This is a genomic window from Embleya sp. NPDC001921, from assembly GCF_053594475.1.
The window spans coordinates 102976-120526 of sequence record NZ_JBSFEO010000020.1 but is presented as its reverse complement, the minus strand read 5'-3'; the positions used below and the strand labels follow the sequence as shown (position 1 = coordinate 120526).

Here is a 17551-nt window from a genome sequence, read left to right as displayed (position 1 = left end):
GATCTTTTGTCTCAGAGTATGAGATATGAGTATCGAACTCTGGATACAAGTCATAGATTGCAAGGCATGGACTGGGATGCCACAACGTACGACAGCAACTTCGGCTTCGTCTCGGCACATGGACGCTCCATGATCGATCTGCTCGCGCCCCGGCCGGACGAGTCGATCCTGGATCTGGGCTGCGGCACCGGCGACCTCGCCGTCGAGATCGCCGGAACGGGCGCGCGGGTGCACGGAATCGACGCCGACGCGCGGATGATCCGGGCCGCGCGGGCCAAGCACGCCGGGACCGGGGTGGGCTTCGACGTCGCCGACGGCCACACCTTCACCCGGACCGAGCCGGTGGACAAGGTCTTCTCCAACGCGGCGCTGCACTGGATGACCCGTCCCGACGAGGTGCTCGCCCGCGTGCACGCCGCGCTGCGCCCGGGCGGCGTCTTCGTCGCCGAGCAGGGCGGCGGCCGCAACGTGGCCACGCTGATCCGGGGCCTGCGCACGGCCGCCGCCGAACAGGGCCTGGGCGAACCGGTGTTGCCGTGGTACTTCCCGAGCCCGGCCGAGCAGGCCGGGCGGCTGGAGCGGGCCGGCTTCGAGGTGCGCCTGCTGCGGTACTTCGACCGTCCCACGCCACTGGCCCCCGGCGACACCGCGGCCGACTGGTGGCGAATGTTCGGGCCGGGCACCCTCGCCCACTTCCCCGAAGCCTCCCACGAGCCGCTGTTGGCCCGCGTGAACGAGCTGGTGCGCGAGCGGCAGTCGCGCGAGGGCACGTGGTACGCGGACTACGTGCGACTGCGCTTCGTCGCGGTCAGGGCCTGACCCGCCGGCACCGGAGGCTCACGGTCGGCCGCTCACAACCAGCCGTTCTCGTGCGCGATGCGGACCGCGTCCGCGCGGTTGCGGGCGTGCGTCTTGCCGATGCACGAGGACAGGTGATTGCGCACGGTGCCCTCGGACAGGTGCAACCGCGACGCGATCTCGGACACGGTCGAACCGTCCGCCGCCGCGCGCAACACGTCGCGTTCGCGCTCGGTCAGCGGATCGGCGCCGACCGAGAGCGCGGTGGCCGCGAGCGTGGGGTCGATCACCCGCTCGCCGCGCAGCACCCGCCGGATGGCGTCGGCCAGTTGGGCCGCGGGCGCGTCCTTGACCAGGAACGCGTCCGCGCCCAGCTCCATCGCGCGGCGCAGGTAGCCGGGCCGGCCGAACGTGGTCAGCATGACGATCCGGCACCCGGGCAGCGCCCGACGCAGGTCGGCGGCGGCGGCCAGGCCGTCCTGACCGGGCATCTCGATGTCCAGCAGGGCCACGTCCGCCGCACTCGTCCGGACCGCCTCGACCACCTCGTCACCGCGCGCGACCTGGGCGACGACGCGGATGTCCCCCTCCAGGCCCAGCAGCGCGGCGAGTGCCTCGCGCACCATGGCCTGGTCCTCGGCGAGCAGAACGTTGATCACCGGCCGAACGTTAGCGGTTCGCCCCGGGATCGATCCGCCCCTCCTCGTCCTTACCGGGAAGCACCGGGACCGAAGCGGTCAATACAAAGCCCTTGCCGCCCTCGGGAACGCCCACGTCGATGGTGCCGTCGGCCGCCGCGAACCGCTCGCGCAGCCCGGTCAGCCCGTTGCCCTCGCGGCCCGCCGCACCCCGCCCGTCGTCGGTGACGTCCAGGCTCCACACCGGGCCCGTGCCCAGCGCCACCGTGCAGCGTCGCGCACCGCTGTGCCGCACCGTGTTGGTCACCGCCTCGCGCAGCGCCCACGAGAGCACGGCCTCGGCCTCCGGGTCCGGGCACACCGGCCACTGCTCCGGGAGCTGGATCAGCTCGATGCCCACCGCCCGGGCGGCGATCCGGGCACCCGCCAGCTCGACCGCGAAGGTCGGCCGCCGATACCCGCCGACCGCCTCACGTACGTCCACCAGCGCCTGCCGGCTGACCCGCTCGATGTCCGCGACCTGTTCGGCCGCGCGCTCGACGTGCCCCGGCAGGAACCGGCCGGCCAGCTCGCTCTTGAGCGTGATCAGGGACAACGAGTGGCCCAGCACGTCGTGCAGGTCGCGGGCCATCCGCAGGCGTTCCTCGTTGGCCGAGAGCTGGGCCACGATCTCCCGGGCCTCGCGCAGCTCGGCCAGCGTCTCCAGCAGTCGGCGCACCCCGATCATCAGGCCGCCGGTGAGCACCGTGACGAACGCGAGCGCGAGCATGTCGTTCCCGGGCGCGTCCAGCACCAGGCCGAGCACGAGCCCGCTCAGCACACAGCCCAGGATCGCCCACATCGACCGCGGGAAGCGCAGCCCGGCGCCGACCGACACCGACACGTAGACCATCAGGCCCAGCCACGCGTCGTCGAAGGTCAGGATCAGCGCGACCGCGGTCGCCCACAACACCAGGCAGGTCAGTTGTTGGCTGCGATCGCTGTCCAGCGCCTTGCGCAGCGCGCCCTCCACCCGCCCGAACAGCCCGAACCAGCCGACCCCGCCGAACACCAGCGACACGTAGCAGACCACCACCACCAGCAGGCCGAACGCGCCCACCGCGAGTCGTACCGGCCCGTAGTCCCCGGTCGCCAGGTCGTGCACGACCGGGGTGAGGAAGAACAACCACAGCAGCGACCACGACATCCGGATCGCCCGCCCTCGCGCGCTGTCCTGCCGCGTCGGGTCCGACCAGTCCATGTCGTGCGCCCTCCGTACGAACGGTCCCGTCGTGCACGAGACCTCACTTTGCGAGCGGTCCCGGATCAGGCCGCGACCTTCTGCTCGTCGCGACGGTAGCGCCAGGCCGCCAGCGCGGTGAACGCGACCAGATAGCCGGCCAGCACCAGGACGTCCGACACCCGGGGGTGGTGTCCGCCCAGCACCTCCCAGCCGAGTTGGCCCAATCGGTAGGTGGGCATCACGTGTCCGATGTCCTGCAGGAACCGCGGGAACCCGGTCAGCGGCACCCACATCCCGCCGAGCACCGCCATGCCCAGGTAGACCAGCATGAACATCGGCTGCGCCGAGTCGGGCGCGACCAGATAGCCCAGCCCGATCCCCAGCACCGCGAACACGAACGAGCCGAACCACAGCGCGAGCACGATCACGCCCCACTGCCACGGGTCCAGCCGCACACCGCGCAGGAAACCGGTGAACAGCACCAGCACGATCGCGGGCAGGCCGACCACCGAGGCGGACACGAGCTTGGAGATCACGTACTGGCGCCCGGTCAGCGTGGTCAGCCGCAGTTGCCGGGTCCACCCGCTCTGCCGTTCCGCCGCGATCCGCTGCACGCCCGCGCTGAGCGTCGCGCCGACCGCGCCGAAGGAGGCCATCGACACCATGATGTAGGCGGAGACGTCGGTGCCGTCGACGTCGCCGGATTGGCTGCCGAAGATCAGGTACATCGCGACCGGGTAGGCGAGCGTGAAGATCAGGTACCGGCGGTTGCGCACCATCCGCAGGATCTCCAGCCTCATCAGGGTCTTCATGACGCGATCTCCATGCCTTCCGCCTCGTCCGCCTGTTGGGTGATCGCCAGGAACGCCTGCTCCAGGCCGAGTCCGGCCACTTCGAGTCCGCGCGGCCGAAGGCCCGCGGCGTAGATCGCGGCGACCGTCTCGTCCGCGTCGGCGCTGCGGATGCGCACCGTGCCGCCGCCCAGTTCGAGGTGCTCGACGCCGGGCAGCGCGCGCAGCGTGGGCTCGTACCGCTCGACCGGTGCGTCCAGGTCGAAGGCGATCCGGCGCAGTCCCGCGCGGGCCTTGATCTGCGCGGCGCTCGCGTCGGCGAGCAACCTGCCCCGGTGCAGCACGAGCACCCGGTCGGCGACGTTGTCCGCCTCTTCCAGATAGTGCGTCGCGAACAGCACGGTGCGGCCCAGCTCGGCCTGCTCGCGCATGCTCACCCAGAACCGCTGCCGGCTGTCCACGTCCATCCCGGTGGTCGGCTCGTCCAGCACGATCAGATCCACCTCGCCCGCGATGGCGACCGCGAACCGCACCCGCTGGGCCTGCCCGCCGGAGAGCTTGCCGACGTCCTTGCCGACCAGGTCCTCGATGCCCGCGCGGCGCAGCACCTCCGCCCGCGGCAACGGGCGCGGGTGCAGGTCGCGGGCCAGGTCGACCATCTCGCCGACGGTCACGTCCGGCATCAGGCCGCCGGTCTGGAGCATCGCGCCGACCCGGCCGCGGCGGATCGCCTCGCGCGGGTCGGCGCCGAACAGCGCGACCGTGCCCTCGGTGGGCCGACTCAGGCCCAGCAGCAGGTCGAGCGTGGTCGACTTGCCCGCCCCGTTGGGCCCCAGCAGCGCGACCGTCTCGCCCTGGCGCAGCTCCAGGTCGAGCCCGGCCACCGCGTGCACGTCACCGAAGCGCTTGCGCACGCCGCTCAGCGCGACGGCCGGCGCGGTCGTCTGTTCCCCAGCCGTGATCTTCATGGCTTCAGCCTGGCCGAAGGCGTGGACACGACGAAGTGGGAAACCTCCTGATCGCGCCATGACAGATGTCATGGGCGCCTACGGTGGGCGCCATGGTGCGACTGACCGATTCCCAGACCGGCAAGTCCGAGACCGTGACCACCTCGATCGGCCGACGGGTGCGCGTGGCGTATCCGAGCCGCTCACTGCGCGCGGCGATCCTCGCCGACACCTTCCGCCGGGTCGCGGGCCGACACCGGTTGACCGTGACGATCCATCAACTGCCGTACCGGACCCTGGTCGCGGACGCGGCGGGCTACGGGCGGTACAACATGCCGGTGCCCACCACCGGGCAACCGGACGGCGCGATCGACCTGTACATCGGGGAGAACGGCGATCAGGGCCCGCGGGCCCGGGTGCACGTGCTGCATCCGTCGGCGGTGGTCGAGGCGGCGAATCGGCACCCCGTCCCGCACCCCCGGGACCCGCTCGCGCTGCGCCTGCTCCTGCTCACGCTGGCCGCGGACCAGCCCCTGCGCGCGGACGCGAAGGGCTACCACGGCGTGGTCGAGGCCGAGCGCACGCTCGCCGAGTTGCGGGCCCGGACGGCGGAGTTCGCCGAATCCCCGTCCCAGGCGATGCCGGCCGAGGCGATCGGGTCGATCCACGCCGCGCTCGACGACGACCTGGACACCCGCACGGCGCTGCGGCTCCTGGTCGAGCTGTCCCGCGACCAGGGGTTCGCACCGGGCGCGCGATTCGAGGCACTGGCGCACGTGGACCGCTTCCTGGCCCTGGACCTGTCCCGAGACGTGGGTCGCCCCAGGGACTGAACCGGCCCGGGCCCGAACCGACCCGGACCCGATCCCGCCCGGGGCCCGCTCCGTCCCTGGACCGAGTCCGCCCGGCGACGATCCCGCCCCGGACGACACGACGCCGGACGGGCTCGTCGAGCCCGTCCGGCGTGTGCCGCGCGTGTCCGGACCCCCGGGTCCGGCGACGACCCGCCGGTCGGTCCTCGCCCGGTCGGTCCTCGTTCGGTCGGTCAGTCGTCGGAGGCGCGCACCGGCAGCCCGCCCGCCGGCGGCGAGTCCGCGGTGCGGCCCTGCCCCTCGCCCTCGCCGCCGCCGGTGCGATCACAGGTGATCTTGTCCGCCGGGTCGTACTTGGTGTGGAACTTCTCCCGCGCGGTCTCCTTGCCGCCCTGGAAGAACACCCGGGTCACGTCGATCTTGAACCCGTCGGACGCGGCCTGCTCCACGCAGCCGGCCGACTTGTCGACCACCGACTTGGGCTTGACCACGTCGTACTTGGTGCCGGGTTCGGCCTTGATGTCGCTGTACTTGCGTGTCCCGAGCAGCGTCACGGTCACCGTGGAGTCGGTGTACGTGGACTCCAAATAGACGTTCTTCCCGGAGTCGTTCTGGAATTTCAGGTCGAGCGAGGGCCACGCCACGGTGGCCTCGCGGCCGGCCGGGTAGCGGTCGATCCAGAAGCTGTGCGGGCGGTGCATGACGTCCTTGAGCCCGGCGAAGAACACCGCGTTGAAGGTCGTCGTGGCCACCTGCGAGACGCCGCCGCCGAAGTCGGTCTGGAAGCGCCCGTTGTTGATGATCGTGCCCTTGGCGAAGCCGTTCTCCGCGGTGCGCTCGCCGACCGTCTTGTTCAGGCTCCAGGTGTCGCCGGGCTTGATCACCGAGCCGGTGATCAGGTCGGCGGCCCGGTGGATGTTGGTCAACCGGTACGCGGCGTACGGGTAGTTCGTCGTGTAGGTCGACATCACCTCGGTGATGCCGAGCTTGTTGGCGGCCTCGGTGGTCAGTTCGGGCTCGATCGGGCCCAGGTTGACCTTCGCGGTCCGCGCCGCGCCGGTCTTGGCCAGCACCGACAGCAGCGCGTCGGCCGCGGTCGCGCCGGAGACGCCCTTGCCCGCCACGGACGGCACCACGGACACCTTGGCCCCGGCCGCCAACTTGCCCTCGACCTTGAACGTGGCGTTCTTCGGCTTCTCGCCGACCGAGGAGAAGGTCTGCCCCAGTTCGTCCTGCAACCCGTTCACGTCGATCTTGGGCTGCAGCCTGCCGCTGCCGTCCGGGACCATCGTGAGGTACTTGGCGAGCACGGCCGGGGTCAGCTTCTGGCTCTTGTTGCCGGCCGTCAGGGTGACCGGTCCGGACATCGCGGGCACCGCGAACTCGCGCATGGCACGGTCCACTTCGGCCTGGTTGACCTTCGGGTCGGCGGCCTTGGTGGGCAGTTCGACCGGACCGGTGCCGCGCAGGAAGGCCGCCTCGACCAGCTTGATCGCGGCGGGGGTGTCCAGCACCTTGCCCTTGCTCGGGGCCACCGCCGCGGCCTGACCGCCCGCGAACGAGATCCCGCCGTCCGTCTGCGCGCCACCGGCCTCGGCGGCGAGCGCCTCCAGCTCGGCACCCAGCTTGACCGGGTCCACCACCGTACGCGGCGCCGTCTCCCGGGTCTTGCCGAACATCGCGGGCACCGAGGTCAGCGGGTTCATCCCGCCCTTCGACGCCTCGCTGACCGTCGCCCGGGCGTCCAGGAGCAGTCCGGCCACCGCCGGGGAGAGCTCCAGTTGCTTGCCCCCCAGGGTGAGCTTTATCGGCTTGGTGGTGCGGTCACCGAGCTTTTGTTCGAGTGTACGGACCGCCTCGTCCCGGGACTGGCCGCCGATGTTGACGCCCAGCACGGAGGTGCCGCGAGGCACCCCGCCACCGGCATAGGCCAGCGACGCGCCGTACACCCCGCCGAGGACGGCGAGCCCGGCCGCGCACGCGATCAGCGCCTTCGGCTTGCGCCGCGCGGGTCGCGCCGGGGCCGGCCGCGCTTCCTCACGGTGCTCCCCGGGGTCGTCGGGGTGTCCCGCGCCGGTCTCCGTCGCGTGCGCGTCGGTGGTGCCGTACTGCGGGAACCCGTGCTCGGCGGCGTCCTGTTCCTGCCGGGTCTGGTACTCGTACGGTCCCTCGCCCTCGCCGTCCCGGGTCCACCGCGGCGCCTCCTGCGAGGGCAGCGGGGCCTGGCCGCGCAGCACCACCGGCGGGATCGGCCGCGACCCGGGGATCTTGATGCTGACCCGGGTGGTCATGGTCTGGTCGCCCGACTCGGCGTCCGCCTCCTCGGTCGGCGCGACCGGGGCCGGCGCCGCCTCGGGCGTGCCGAAGCCGGCGATCAGTCGGCGGCGACCCACCCGCGAGGGCAGCGCGCCGCTCTCGGCCGGCGCCGCGGCCGGCTCGACCGGGTGGACGACCGGTTCGGTCCCGGGCGGCGGGCCGTAGCCGGCGTCGTCCAGGCCGGCACCGGGCGCGCCCGGGCCGGGCTCGCCCGTGTGGCCGGCCGGCATGCCCGATCCCGGTTGTGCCGCCGGTCGGGGTTGGGCCGGCGGCTGTCCGGGCTGCGCCGGCACGAACGGCGGCGGCCCGTCCGAGAACGGCACGGGGCCGGGTGCGCCCGTCCCGTCGGCCGTCAGGCTCCTGGCTCCCGAGGCGCCGGGAACACGCTGGGGCAGGCCGTTGGGTCCCAACTGCGGGGCCGCGTGCCGAGGCGACTCCGCGACCGGTGGCACATCGTCGTCCGCGCTGGGCCACGACGAGCCACCAGGCGGCCCCGCGACGGGCGCGGGCCGGGGCGGTTCGTCGTCGAACCACGACGCGAACTCGTCGTCGTCCCCGAACGGATCGGGGGATGGATGGGGGGACGACGCGGGCGCGACGGATCGCTCGCGGGCAGCGGGCGCTGCCTGCGACTGCCGGCCGACCCGTCCGAAGAACGGATGCGGATCACCGCCGAGGTCGTCGCGGCGCGGCTGCGCGCCCGGGTCGTCGGGCGTGGGGGGCTGGTCGTTACTCACGAAGAACGAGCTCTCCGACAGCTGAAGGTTGCGTGGCGGCGCACGGCCGCCCCCGCCCGGGGTCGGACGGTATCCAGGAAAGTGCGACGACGGTGCGTTGACACACGCCGCGTGCGGGTCGTGACACCGCCTTCGAGGGTTTTCCTGCTCCCCATCGAAGGCGAGTGGACGAACTCGGCCACCGAGGTTGCCCGGTACGACGGGCTAGAGGAGTCGGTCGCGACGGCCCTGTGGACAGGGCATGACACGCACCGCACCTCGGCAAACACAATACTGCGCTCCCGCCGCACCGGTACCCCGCATCGTCGCGTGCCGCATGACACGCGCCGTCGGCAAGCATGGCCGCGCAAGGGCCTCACCTCGTATGCGTCTTCACCGATTCACCCGAAAGAAGGACGGGTTTGATGCCGCCCCAGGGGTAGGTGGCCGAGGCGACACCGAAGATGGTGCCACCGAGCAGGTAGATGTAGGACAGGAACCCGCTGACGAAGATCCAGTCGCCTTCCGGCTTGGTCCAGCTCGCCAGCCACAATACGGTCAACATCCAGCCCGCCACCGGCACCACGGCCCCGGCCTTCGCCTTGAACAGCGAACCGCCCGCGACGAACAGGGCGCCGCTGCCCGCGAGCGCGACGATCAGTCCGGCGGGCGGGTAGGCCGCCTGGGTGAACGCCCCGATGAAGGCGATCACCACGCCGAGCAGGAACAGCACGACGTATGCCGCGACGCGGCCGGCTTTCTGTGGCACGAGGGCTACCTTACGGGCGCAGTCCGGCGAACAGGTCGTCCTCACGGCCGTCCGGGCCGGTGGGCCCGAGGTCGCCGCGGACCAGTCGATAGTGCTCGACCGACATGATGCTCTGGCCGATGTTGTTGGACAGCGCGAAAAAGCCGTCCTCGACCGAGACCTGGGTGGGGTAGGCCCGCAGCGCGTCGAATTTCGCGCCCACGTACTCGCCCGCGTCCACGGCCGTGGTGACCTGGTCGTCGTCCACCGCGAACGGCAGCTCGTCGACCTCGACGACCGTGAAGGGCACCTCCTGGCCGGCCTCCACCATGCGCTCGATGCCCGCCTTGAGCACCGACCGGGGCATCACGTTGTAGTAGATCTTCGCGATCGTCCAGGACTCGCCCTCGCCCTCGGCGTGGGTCGGGTCGGCGGCCAACTCGGCGGCGCGCAGGGCCACCCGGTGCGCCTGGATGTGGTCCGGGTGACCGTAGCCGCCGCGCTCGTCGTAGGTGGCGAGCACCTGCGGGCGCACCTCGCGGATCACCGGCACCAGGTGCGCGGCGGCCTCGTCGACGTCGGCCTGCCAGAAGCAGTCGGACCGCTCGTTGCTCGGCACGCCCATCATCCCGGAGTCGCGGTAGCGCCCCGGACCGCCCAGGAAGCGCTGGTCGGCGATGCCGAGCACCTTCATCGAATCGGCGATCTCGGTCATCCGATGCGGCCCGAGCGCGTCCTCGCGGTCGGCGGCCAGGTGGGCCAGCTCGGGGACCAGGATCTCGCCCTCCTCGCCGAGTGTGCAGGTGACGAGCGTGACGTGCACGCCCTCCGCCGCGTAGCGCGCCATGGAAGCGCCGTTGTTGATCACTTCGTCGTCCGGATGGGCGTGCACGAGCAACAGCCGCAGCGGGGCCTCGGTGCGTTCGGTCATGTTCGACAGCCTACGCAGCCGAACCGACGTGCCCGGGGGGCGACCCCCGCGGTCGCGGGTCAGCCGGTCGGCATCGCGTGCACGGCGACCAGATAGTCGCCGCCCTCGATCCACGGCTCGCGCGCCCACCCGGCGTACCGGGTGCGCCGGACCAGCCCGGCCGCCGCGCACGCGGCCTCGTACTCGTCGACGCCGAGCGTCGCGCCGACCCCGTCGGGGCCGCCCGCCAGGCTGAAGCCGGCGACCAGCACGCCGCCCGGCCGCAACATCGCGGCCAGCCCGCGCACGACCTCGGCCTCGGTACCCGGGGTCAGGAAGATCATCACGTTGCCCGCGGCCACCACCAGGTCGAAGCTCCCGCGTCCGCCGAGCGGCCGCGGCTCCAGATCGGCGAGGTCGTCGAGCACCCAGGTCAGCCCGGGAGCGGCGGCCTCCGCCTCGGCCAGCATCGAGGCGTCCAGGTCGACGCCGACCACCTCGTGGCCCTGCCGGGCCAACTCGATCGCGACGCGCCCCGTCCCGCAGCCCGCGTCCAGCACGCGCGCGGGCTCGTCCAGCAGCTCGTCGCAGAACCGCGCCTCGCCGTGCAGGTCCCGCCCTTCGGCGGCGAGCCTGCGAAACCGCTCGGCGTACTCGGGCCCTCGGGTGCCACCGGTATTGGCCAGCCATCGATTGGTCATGGCAGACGAGCCTACAAAGCCCGCCGAACCCACCACCGCGATGTGCCGCACCGGGAGCGCCCCCGGGCCCGCGCCGACGAGGCGCCGTCGGGAAACGGGGCGCGTCGAAGATCGATCTCGCGACCGGGTCAGAAGTGGATGCCGTTCACCACTCCCGCGAAGCTCATGCCCGCGTCCCGGATCGAGGGGGCCATGGACGTCGTCGACAGATAGAAGCCGAGCAACGCGCAGACGATCGCGTGAACGGGCCGGAGGGAGGACTTCCGGACGAGGAAGACCACGGTGACACCGAGCAGCAGCACGGCGGAGACGGACACCACCACAGTCACGCACCTCCTGTGCGCAGGGGGTCCGGGGCCGACTCGGGGAAACCGGCCATAGGACCCAAAGGGACATGTCTACACACAGACTGTAAGCCAACGGTCACGAACGGCGTTCACTCGTTCAGCGGGCGCGAGGTGGTGTTCGTACGGCCGTGCGCACTCTCCCTCGGTCTCCCCTCCTCCCGCCGTCACCGCCCCGTACGCTGTGGCGCATGAGCTCGGAGATCACATTTCCCCGGCAATACGCCCGCACGCAGCGCTTCACCCAAGGCGCTCCGCGCGGCTTCGGCATCGCCGACCGCCGGATCACATTCCTGCGGTCCAAGGCCGCCGACGACTCCACCACGTGCCTGTGGACGCTGGATCCGCTCACCGGCGTCGAGCGCTTGGTGGCCGATCCCGCGGTCCTGCTCGGCGGCGCCGCCGAGGACCTTTCCGCCGAGGAGCGGGCCCGGCGCGAACGCAGTCGCGAGGGGGCGGCCGGCATCGTCGGCTACGCGCTCGACAGTGCGGGCGACCTGGCCGCTTTCACCCTTTCGGGCCGGCTGTTCGCGGTCTCCCTCGCCACCGGCGAGGCCCCGCGCGAGCTGGCCGTGCCCGGCCCGGTGATCGATCCGCGGCCCTCCCCCACCGGCACGCACATCGCCTACGTGGCCGGCGGCGCGCTGCGCGTGGTGACCGCCGACGGCTCGCTCGACGTCGCGCTGGCCGAACCGGACGGCGACGGCGTCACGTGGGGTCTGGCCGAGTTCATCGCCGCCGAGGAGATGTCCCGGTTCCGGGGCTACTGGTGGGCCCCCGACGGCTCCGCGCTGATCGCCGCGCGCGCCGACGACGCTCCGGTGGACCGCTGGTGGATCGGCGACCCCGCGAACCCCGCCGCCGCGCCGACCCGGGTCGCCTATCCGGCCGCCGGCACCGCCAACGCCGAGGTCGGCGCGTGGCTGATCACTCTGGACGGCACCCGCACCGAACTGGGCTGGGACCACGACGCGTACCCCTACCTCGCGAGCGTGCACTGGTCGGCCGGCGGCGACCCGCTGCTGAGCGTGCAGCCGCGCGACCAGAAGCGGCTGCTCACCCTGGCCGTGGACGTCGCCTCGGGAACCACCCGCGAGCTGCACACCGAGACCGACGACGTGTGGATCGACCTGGTCCCCGGCGTACCCGCGTGGACGCCGGACGGCCGGCTGGTCCGGCTGGTCGACGCCGACGGCGCGCGCCGCGTGGTGGTCGCGGACAAGGAGCTGACCGACCGGCGCCTGTTCGTCCGCACGATCCTGGACATCGCCGACGAGGACGTGCTGATCACCGCGTCGGCCGGCACCGACGCGAGCGCCGCCGAGATCGGCGAGGTGCACGTGTACCGGGTCGCCGCCGACGGGGTCACCCGGGTGAGCACCGAGCCCGGCTGGCACAGCGCGGTGCGCTCCGGCGACACCACGGTGTTGTTGTCCGCCTCGCTGGACCGCTTCGGCACCCGGGTCACCGTGCACCGGGACGGCGCCGAACTCGCCGAGGTCGCCTCGCACGCGGCCACCCCGGTGCTCACCGCCCGGGTCGAGCTGCTCCGCGCCGGGGCCCGCGAGATCCCGTGCGCGCTGCTCCTGCCGACCGGGTTCGACCCCGCCTCCGGCGAGCGGCTGCCGGTCCTGATGGACCCGTACGGCGGCCCGCACGGCCCGCGCGTGCTCGCCGCGCGCAACCCGCACCTGACCTCGCAGTGGTTCGCCGACCAAGGCTTCGCGGTGCTCGTCGCGGACGGCCGGGGCACCCCCGGGCACTCCCCCGAGTGGGAGAAGTCGGTCCACCTCGACCTCGGCCCGACCACCCTCCAGGACCAGGTGGACGCGCTGCGGGCGGTCGCCGCCGAGCGGCCCTGGCTGGACACCACGCGGGTGGGCATCCGGGGCTGGTCCTACGGCGGCTACCTGGCGGCGCTGGCCGTGCTGCGCCGCCCGGACGTCTTCCACGCGGCGGTCGCCGGCGCGCCGGTCACCGACTGGGCGCTGTACGACACGCACTACACCGAGCGCTATCTCGGCCTGCCGAGCGAACGGCCCGAGGTGTACCGCGAGAACTCGCTGGTCTCGGGGACCGAGCCGGGCGAAGTGGCGGCGACCCGCCGCCCGCTGATGCTGGTGCACGGCCTCGCCGACGACAACGTGGTCGCGGCGCACACCCTGCGGCTGAGCGGCGCGCTCCTCGCGGCGGGCTACCCGCACGAGGTGCTGCCGCTGTCCGGGGTCACCCACATGACATCGCAGGAGCAGGTCGCCGAGAACCTCCTGCTCCTCCAGGTCGACTTCCTGCGCCGCGCCCTGGCGCGTCCGGCGACCGACGGCGACGGCTGACCCGAAGCCGCCCGGACACCCGACAGTGCCCGCCGTTCCCGATCGGGAACGGCGGGCACTGTCGGGTCGGTGCGCGGTTCAGGACGCGCCGACGATGTCCTTCTCCTCGGCGAAGTGGCACGCGCTGTCGTGCGCGCCCAGGCCGGAGAGGCCCTTGCGGATCTCCAGCAACGGCTCCTGCTCGGCGCAGATGTCCTGCGCCTTCCAGCAGCGGGTGCGGAACCGGCAGCCCGACGGCGGGTTCGCCGGCGAGGGCACGTCACCGGTGAGGATGATCCGCTCGCGGTGCTCGCGGCCGTCCGGGTCCGGCACCGGCACCGCGGACAACAGCGCCTGGGTGTACGGGTGCGTCGGGTGGTCGTAGATCTGCGCGTCGGTGCCGATCTCGGCGATCCGCCCGAGGTACATCACCGCGACGCGGTCCGAGATGTGCCGCACCACGGAGAGGTCGTGCGCGATGAACAGGTAGGACAGACCCAGTTCGTTCTGCAACTTCTCCAGCAGGTTGACCACCTGCGCCTGCACCGACACGTCCAGCGCGGAGACCGGCTCGTCCGCGATGATGATCTCCGGGTTGAGCGCGAGGCCGCGGGCGATCCCGATGCGCTGGCGCTGACCGCCGGAGAACTGGTGCGGATACCGGTTGATGTGCTCCGGGTTCAGACCCACCAGGTCCAGCAGTTCCTGGACCCGCCGCTTGCGGTCGCCCCTGGGCGCGACCTCCGGGTGGATGTCGTACGGCTCGCCGACGATGTCGGCCACCGTCATCCGCGGGTTCAGCGAGGTGTACGGGTCCTGGAAGACCATCTGGATGTTGCGGCGCACCGCCTTGAGCGCGCGACCGGACAGCTTCGCCAGGTCGTCGCCCTTGTACAGGACGCTGCCGGCGGTGATCGACTCCAGGTTCATCAGGAGTCGGGCCACCGTCGACTTGCCACAACCCGACTCGCCGACCAGACCCAGGGTCTCGCCCTTCATCAGGTCGAAGGTGACGCCGTCGACGGCCTTGACGGCGCCGATCTTCTTCTGGAAGAGGATGCCCTGGGTGATCGGGAAGTGCTTGACCAGCCCCCGCACCTGAAGGATCGGCTCGCCCTGGGCCACCGGCTTGACGACCTTGCGCACATCGGCGGCGGTCGCGCCGCTCGCGGACTCAGCCACGGACTTCTCCCTCCATCACGGTCTCCCAGAAGTGGCAAGCGCTGCCACGCCCGACCGAGATCTCGTGCAGCGGCGGAACCTCGCTGCGACACACGTCCTGCGCGTACGGGCAGCGCGGGTTGAACGCGCAGCCGGACGGGATCCGCATCAGGTTCGGCGGCAGGCCCTTGATCGCGTACAGCTCGCGACCCTTGTGGTCCAGGCGCGGGATCGACTCGAGCAGACCCTTGGTGTACGGGTGGGTCGGCTGCCGGTACAACTCGCGCACCGGCGCCTGCTCGACGATCCGGCCCGCGTACATGACCGCGATCTTGTCCGCGACGTCGGCGACCACGCCGAGGTCGTGGGTGATCAGGATCAGGCCCATGTTGCGCTCGCGCTGGAGTTCCGCGAGCAGGTCCATCACCTGCGCCTGCACGGTCACGTCCAGCGCCGTGGTCGGCTCGTCCGCGATGATCAGCTCGGGGTCCAGCGCGAGCGCCATCGCGATCATGATGCGCTGGCGCATACCGCCGGAGAACTGGTGCGGGTAGTCGTTCACCCGCTCCTTGGCGGCCGGGATGCGCACCTGGTCCATCAACTCGATGGACTTGAGCTTGGCGTCCTTCTTGGACATCCCGCGGTGCACGGTGAACATCTCGGCGAGCTGGAAGCCGACCGAGTACACCGGGTTGAGCGCGGAGAGCGCGTCCTGGAAGATCATCGAGATCTTCTGGCCGCGGATCTTCCGGCGCTCCTCCTTGGACATCTTGAGCATGTCCTTGCCGTGGAAGCGGATCTCACCACCGGTGATATGCCCCGGCGGCATGTCCAGGATGCCCATGATCGTCTGCGCGGTCACCGACTTGCCGGAGCCGGACTCGCCGAGCACCGCGAGCGTCTCGCCGGCGCTGACGTCGTACGAGACACCGTTGATCGCCTTGGCCACGCCGTCGCGGGTGCGGAACTCGACGTGGAGGTTGTCCACTTCGAGCAGCGGCGCGGCGGCGGCCGAGCCCGAGCCCTCGGGCTTGTTCTTCGTGTCGATCGTCGTCACTTGTCTGTCCCCTCCCTCAGCGGAGCTTCGGGTCGAGGGCGTCGCGCACCGCGTCGCCGAGCAGGATGAAGCTGAACACCGTGACCGAGAGGAAGATCGACGGGAAGATCAGCTGGTACGGCGAGTCGCGCAGCGCGGTGGTCGCGGAGCTGATGTCCGCGCCCCACGAGATCTCGGTGGGCGGCAGCCCGATGCCCAGGAAGGACAGCGTCGCCTCGGTGGCGATGAAGGTGCCGAGCGAGATGGTCGCGACCACGATCACCGGGGCGATCGCGTTCGGCAGCACGTGCCGACCCAGGATCCGCGGGGTGCCGGCGCCGAGCGCCCTGGCGGCGACCACGTAGTCGGACTTCTTCACCGTGATCACCGAACCGCGCATGATGCGCGCGATCTGCATCCAGCCGAAGACACCGAGCGCGGTCACCACGGTCCACACGGTGCGGTCCTTGACCGAGCTCATGAACACGAGCGCGGCCAGCAGCAGCGGGATGCCGAAGAAGATGTCGGTGATGCGGGCCAGGATGGTGTCCAGCCAGCCGCCGAAGTAGCCGGACAGCGCACCGACGAGGCCGCCGATGACCACGATCAGCGCGGTCGTGGCCACACCGACGATGATCGAGGCGCGGGCGCCGTAGACGGTACGCGCGTACACGTCGCAGCCCTGGACGTTGGTGCCGAACCAGTGGTCGCCGGACGGGTCCTTGTTGGTGTCCAGGATCGGGCAGTGCCGCGGGTCGATGTTCGTGAACACGCCCGGGAAGCAAGCCATGAACACCAGGAAGAGCAGCAGCACGCCCGACACGTAGAAGCTCGGGCTGTTGCGCAGTTCGCGCCACGCCTCGGCCCAGGCCCCGCGCGGCTTGTCCTGCGGTCCCTGCACGTCGGGCGCCGCGTAGGCGCCGCGCTTCTCCAGGGTCGTGCCCTCTTCGTCCGCGAGCAGCATTCCGGGTAGCTCGATGGCGGACTGGGGCTGCTCGTCGCTGCTGATCCCCAGTTGTTCGCGCTGCTGCTTGTTCATGTCAGGCATACCGGATCCTCGGGTCCAGGACGGCGTACAGCAGGTCGACGATCAGGTTCATGACCAGGTAGATCATCACCAGCGCCGCCACCGCGCCGACCACTGTCGCGCTCTCGTGCTTGGTGACCGCGAGATAGATCAGGCGGCCGACACCGTCGACGTTGAAGATGCCCTCGGTCACGATCGCGCCGGCCATCAGGGCGCCGAGATCCGCACCGAGGAACGTCACCACGGGAATGAGCGAGTTGCGCAGGAGGTGGCGGGTGACCACCCGCCGACGCGGAAGACCCTTGGCGGTCGCGGTCCGGACGTAGTCGGCGCGCATGTTCTCAGCGACGCTGGTCCGGGTGAGTCGGGCGACGAAGGCCAAGGAAAGTGAGCCGAGCACGATGCCCGGCAACAGGAGCTGACTCCAGGTCGCGTCGCCCACGGTGGCGGTGGCCTCGAAAATGCCCCACTCCGAACCCAGCCAGAACTGGGCGACGGTGCCGAGCACGAAGACCGGGATCGAGATGACCACCAGCGTGCCGGCGAGAACGAGCGTGTCGACGAACTTGCCGCGGCGCAGGCCGGACAGCAGGCCCAGGCCGACACCGACGACGACCTCGATCGCGAATGCGATCATCGCGAGCCGGATCGACACCGGGAAGGCTCGCTTGAGTTCGTCCGCGACGGGACGGCCGTTGAAGCTCGTCCCGAAATCACCCTGGAGCAGGTCGGTGATGTAGTACCAGTACTGCACGATCAGCGGGTCGTTCAGGTGGAACTCTTCCCGCATCTGGCGCACGAAGACAGGGTCGGCACCCTTGTCGCCGAACATGGCTGCGATGGGATCGCCACCGAGCTGGTACACCATGAAATAAATCAAGAACGTGGTCCCGATGAACACCGGGATCATCTGGAGCAGTCGCCGTACGACATATCGCCCCATGCCAGCCTCCTGCTGTCGTCGTCGGCCCGAAGCGAGGGATCGGACCAGCAACCGGCGCCGCGGATCGCACGTCGCCGGTCCGGCCGCCACCGGCAAGGTCCGGCCGCACCCGGGGGGTGCGGCCGGACC

At 71.3% G+C, this 17551-nt stretch carries 16 protein-coding genes; 3 read left to right on the top strand and 13 right to left on the bottom strand.

Annotated features, from left to right (window positions below):
* Positions 1-66: 66 nt before the first annotated feature.
* Positions 67-819: a class I SAM-dependent methyltransferase gene (locus tag ACWCPW_RS23745; protein ID WP_449763612.1), complete on the top strand. Its 753-nt coding sequence runs from the start codon at positions 67-69 to the stop codon at positions 817-819.
* A gap of 32 nt (positions 820-851) precedes the next feature.
* Here ACWCPW_RS23745 and ACWCPW_RS23740 read toward each other — a convergent pair whose 3' ends face one another.
* The 4 genes from ACWCPW_RS23740 to ACWCPW_RS23725 all read right to left on the bottom strand — a co-directional run bounded on the left by ACWCPW_RS23740 (position 852) and on the right by ACWCPW_RS23725 (position 4417).
* Positions 852-1457 (bottom strand): response regulator transcription factor, encoded by a 606-nt coding sequence (locus ACWCPW_RS23740; RefSeq protein ID WP_406296884.1) that lies wholly within the window; start codon positions 1455-1457, stop codon positions 852-854.
* A gap of 10 nt (positions 1458-1467) precedes the next feature.
* Complete coding sequence (locus ACWCPW_RS23735; RefSeq protein ID WP_449763611.1) at positions 1468-2676, bottom strand: sensor histidine kinase; 1209 nt, start codon at positions 2674-2676, stop codon at positions 1468-1470.
* A 65-nt stretch (positions 2677-2741) separates the two neighbouring features.
* Positions 2742-3470 carry an ABC transporter permease gene (locus ACWCPW_RS23730; protein WP_449763610.1) on the bottom strand — a complete coding sequence of 243 codons (729 nt, stop codon included), beginning with the start codon at positions 3468-3470 and terminating at the stop codon, positions 2742-2744.
* Positions 3467-4417 (bottom strand): ABC transporter ATP-binding protein, encoded by a 951-nt coding sequence (locus ACWCPW_RS23725; RefSeq protein WP_449763609.1) that lies wholly within the window; start codon positions 4415-4417, stop codon positions 3467-3469. Before ACWCPW_RS23725 ends, ACWCPW_RS23730 begins: the two co-directional genes overlap by 4 nt.
* A gap of 92 nt (positions 4418-4509) precedes the next feature.
* On the opposite strand from ACWCPW_RS23725, the gene ACWCPW_RS23720 reads away from it, so the two are divergent.
* Complete coding sequence (locus ACWCPW_RS23720) at positions 4510-5229, top strand: hypothetical protein (RefSeq protein ID WP_449763608.1); 720 nt, start codon at positions 4510-4512, stop codon at positions 5227-5229.
* A gap of 212 nt (positions 5230-5441) precedes the next feature.
* Here the strand turns inward: ACWCPW_RS23720 and ACWCPW_RS23715 are convergent, their stop codons facing one another.
* The 5 genes from ACWCPW_RS23715 to ACWCPW_RS23695 form a co-directional block, all read right to left on the bottom strand.
* Positions 5442-8261 (bottom strand): VanW family protein, encoded by a 2820-nt coding sequence (locus ACWCPW_RS23715; protein ID WP_449763607.1) that lies wholly within the window; start codon positions 8259-8261, stop codon positions 5442-5444.
* A gap of 355 nt (positions 8262-8616) precedes the next feature.
* On the bottom strand, positions 8617-9009 hold the full coding sequence (locus ACWCPW_RS23710; protein ID WP_395870483.1) for a DUF6113 family protein: 393 nt from the start codon (positions 9007-9009) through the stop codon (positions 8617-8619).
* Between the two features lie 10 nt (positions 9010-9019).
* Positions 9020-9919: an N-acetyl-1-D-myo-inositol-2-amino-2-deoxy-alpha-D-glucopyranoside deacetylase gene (gene mshB, locus ACWCPW_RS23705; protein ID WP_449763606.1), complete on the bottom strand. Its 900-nt coding sequence runs from the start codon at positions 9917-9919 to the stop codon at positions 9020-9022.
* A 59-nt stretch (positions 9920-9978) separates the two neighbouring features.
* Complete coding sequence (locus tag ACWCPW_RS23700) at positions 9979-10599, bottom strand: class I SAM-dependent methyltransferase (RefSeq protein WP_449763605.1); 621 nt, start codon at positions 10597-10599, stop codon at positions 9979-9981.
* Between the two features lie 128 nt (positions 10600-10727).
* Positions 10728-10928 (bottom strand): DUF2304 domain-containing protein, encoded by a 201-nt coding sequence (locus tag ACWCPW_RS23695; protein WP_449763604.1) that lies wholly within the window; start codon positions 10926-10928, stop codon positions 10728-10730.
* Between the two features lie 206 nt (positions 10929-11134).
* Here ACWCPW_RS23695 and ACWCPW_RS23690 point away from each other — a divergent pair, with 206 nt between their 5' ends.
* Positions 11135-13276, top strand: coding sequence for a prolyl oligopeptidase family serine peptidase (locus ACWCPW_RS23690; RefSeq protein ID WP_449763603.1), 2142 nt, complete (start codon positions 11135-11137; stop codon positions 13274-13276).
* Between the two features lie 78 nt (positions 13277-13354).
* Here ACWCPW_RS23690 and ACWCPW_RS23685 read toward each other — a convergent pair whose 3' ends face one another.
* The 4 genes from ACWCPW_RS23685 to ACWCPW_RS23670 are packed head-to-tail and all read right to left on the bottom strand — an operon-like array spanning position 13355 to position 17422.
* Positions 13355-14437 (bottom strand): ABC transporter ATP-binding protein, encoded by a 1083-nt coding sequence (locus tag ACWCPW_RS23685; protein WP_449763602.1) that lies wholly within the window; start codon positions 14435-14437, stop codon positions 13355-13357.
* Positions 14430-15473, bottom strand: coding sequence for an ABC transporter ATP-binding protein (locus tag ACWCPW_RS23680; RefSeq protein ID WP_449763601.1), 1044 nt, complete (start codon positions 15471-15473; stop codon positions 14430-14432). Before ACWCPW_RS23680 ends, ACWCPW_RS23685 begins: the two co-directional genes overlap by 8 nt.
* A 16-nt stretch (positions 15474-15489) precedes the next feature.
* On the bottom strand, positions 15490-16500 hold the full coding sequence (locus ACWCPW_RS23675) for an ABC transporter permease (RefSeq protein ID WP_449763600.1): 1011 nt from the start codon (positions 16498-16500) through the stop codon (positions 15490-15492).
* Entirely contained in the window at positions 16493-17422 is a 930-nt protein-coding gene (locus ACWCPW_RS23670; protein WP_395870467.1) for an ABC transporter permease, read from the bottom strand. The genes ACWCPW_RS23675 and ACWCPW_RS23670 overlap by 8 nt, the downstream gene beginning before the upstream one ends.
* Between the last annotated feature and the right edge of the window lie 129 nt (positions 17423-17551).

Bases quoted from the DNA above. Each gene is read 5' to 3' on its own strand.
- ACWCPW_RS23745 (WP_449763612.1), top strand. From the start codon at position 67: ATGGACTGGGATGCCACAACGTACGACAGCAACTTCGGCTTCGTCTCG.
- ACWCPW_RS23735 (WP_449763611.1), bottom strand. From the start codon at position 2,676: ATGGACTGGTCGGACCCGACGCGGCAGGACAGCGCGCGAGGGCGGGCG.
- ACWCPW_RS23730 (WP_449763610.1), bottom strand. From the start codon at position 3,470: ATGAAGACCCTGATGAGGCTGGAGATCCTGCGGATGGTGCGCAACCGC.
- ACWCPW_RS23725 (WP_449763609.1), bottom strand. From the start codon at position 4,417: ATGAAGATCACGGCTGGGGAACAGACGACCGCGCCGGCCGTCGCGCTG.
- ACWCPW_RS23720 (WP_449763608.1), top strand. From the start codon at position 4,510: ATGGTGCGACTGACCGATTCCCAGACCGGCAAGTCCGAGACCGTGACC.
- mshB (WP_449763606.1), bottom strand. From the start codon at position 9,919: ATGACCGAACGCACCGAGGCCCCGCTGCGGCTGTTGCTCGTGCACGCC.
- ACWCPW_RS23700 (WP_449763605.1), bottom strand. From the start codon at position 10,599: ATGACCAATCGATGGCTGGCCAATACCGGTGGCACCCGAGGGCCCGAG.
- ACWCPW_RS23690 (WP_449763603.1), top strand. From the start codon at position 11,135: ATGAGCTCGGAGATCACATTTCCCCGGCAATACGCCCGCACGCAGCGC.
- ACWCPW_RS23675 (WP_449763600.1), bottom strand. From the start codon at position 16,500: ATGCCTGACATGAACAAGCAGCAGCGCGAACAACTGGGGATCAGCAGC.
- ACWCPW_RS23670 (WP_395870467.1), bottom strand. From the start codon at position 17,422: ATGGGGCGATATGTCGTACGGCGACTGCTCCAGATGATCCCGGTGTTC.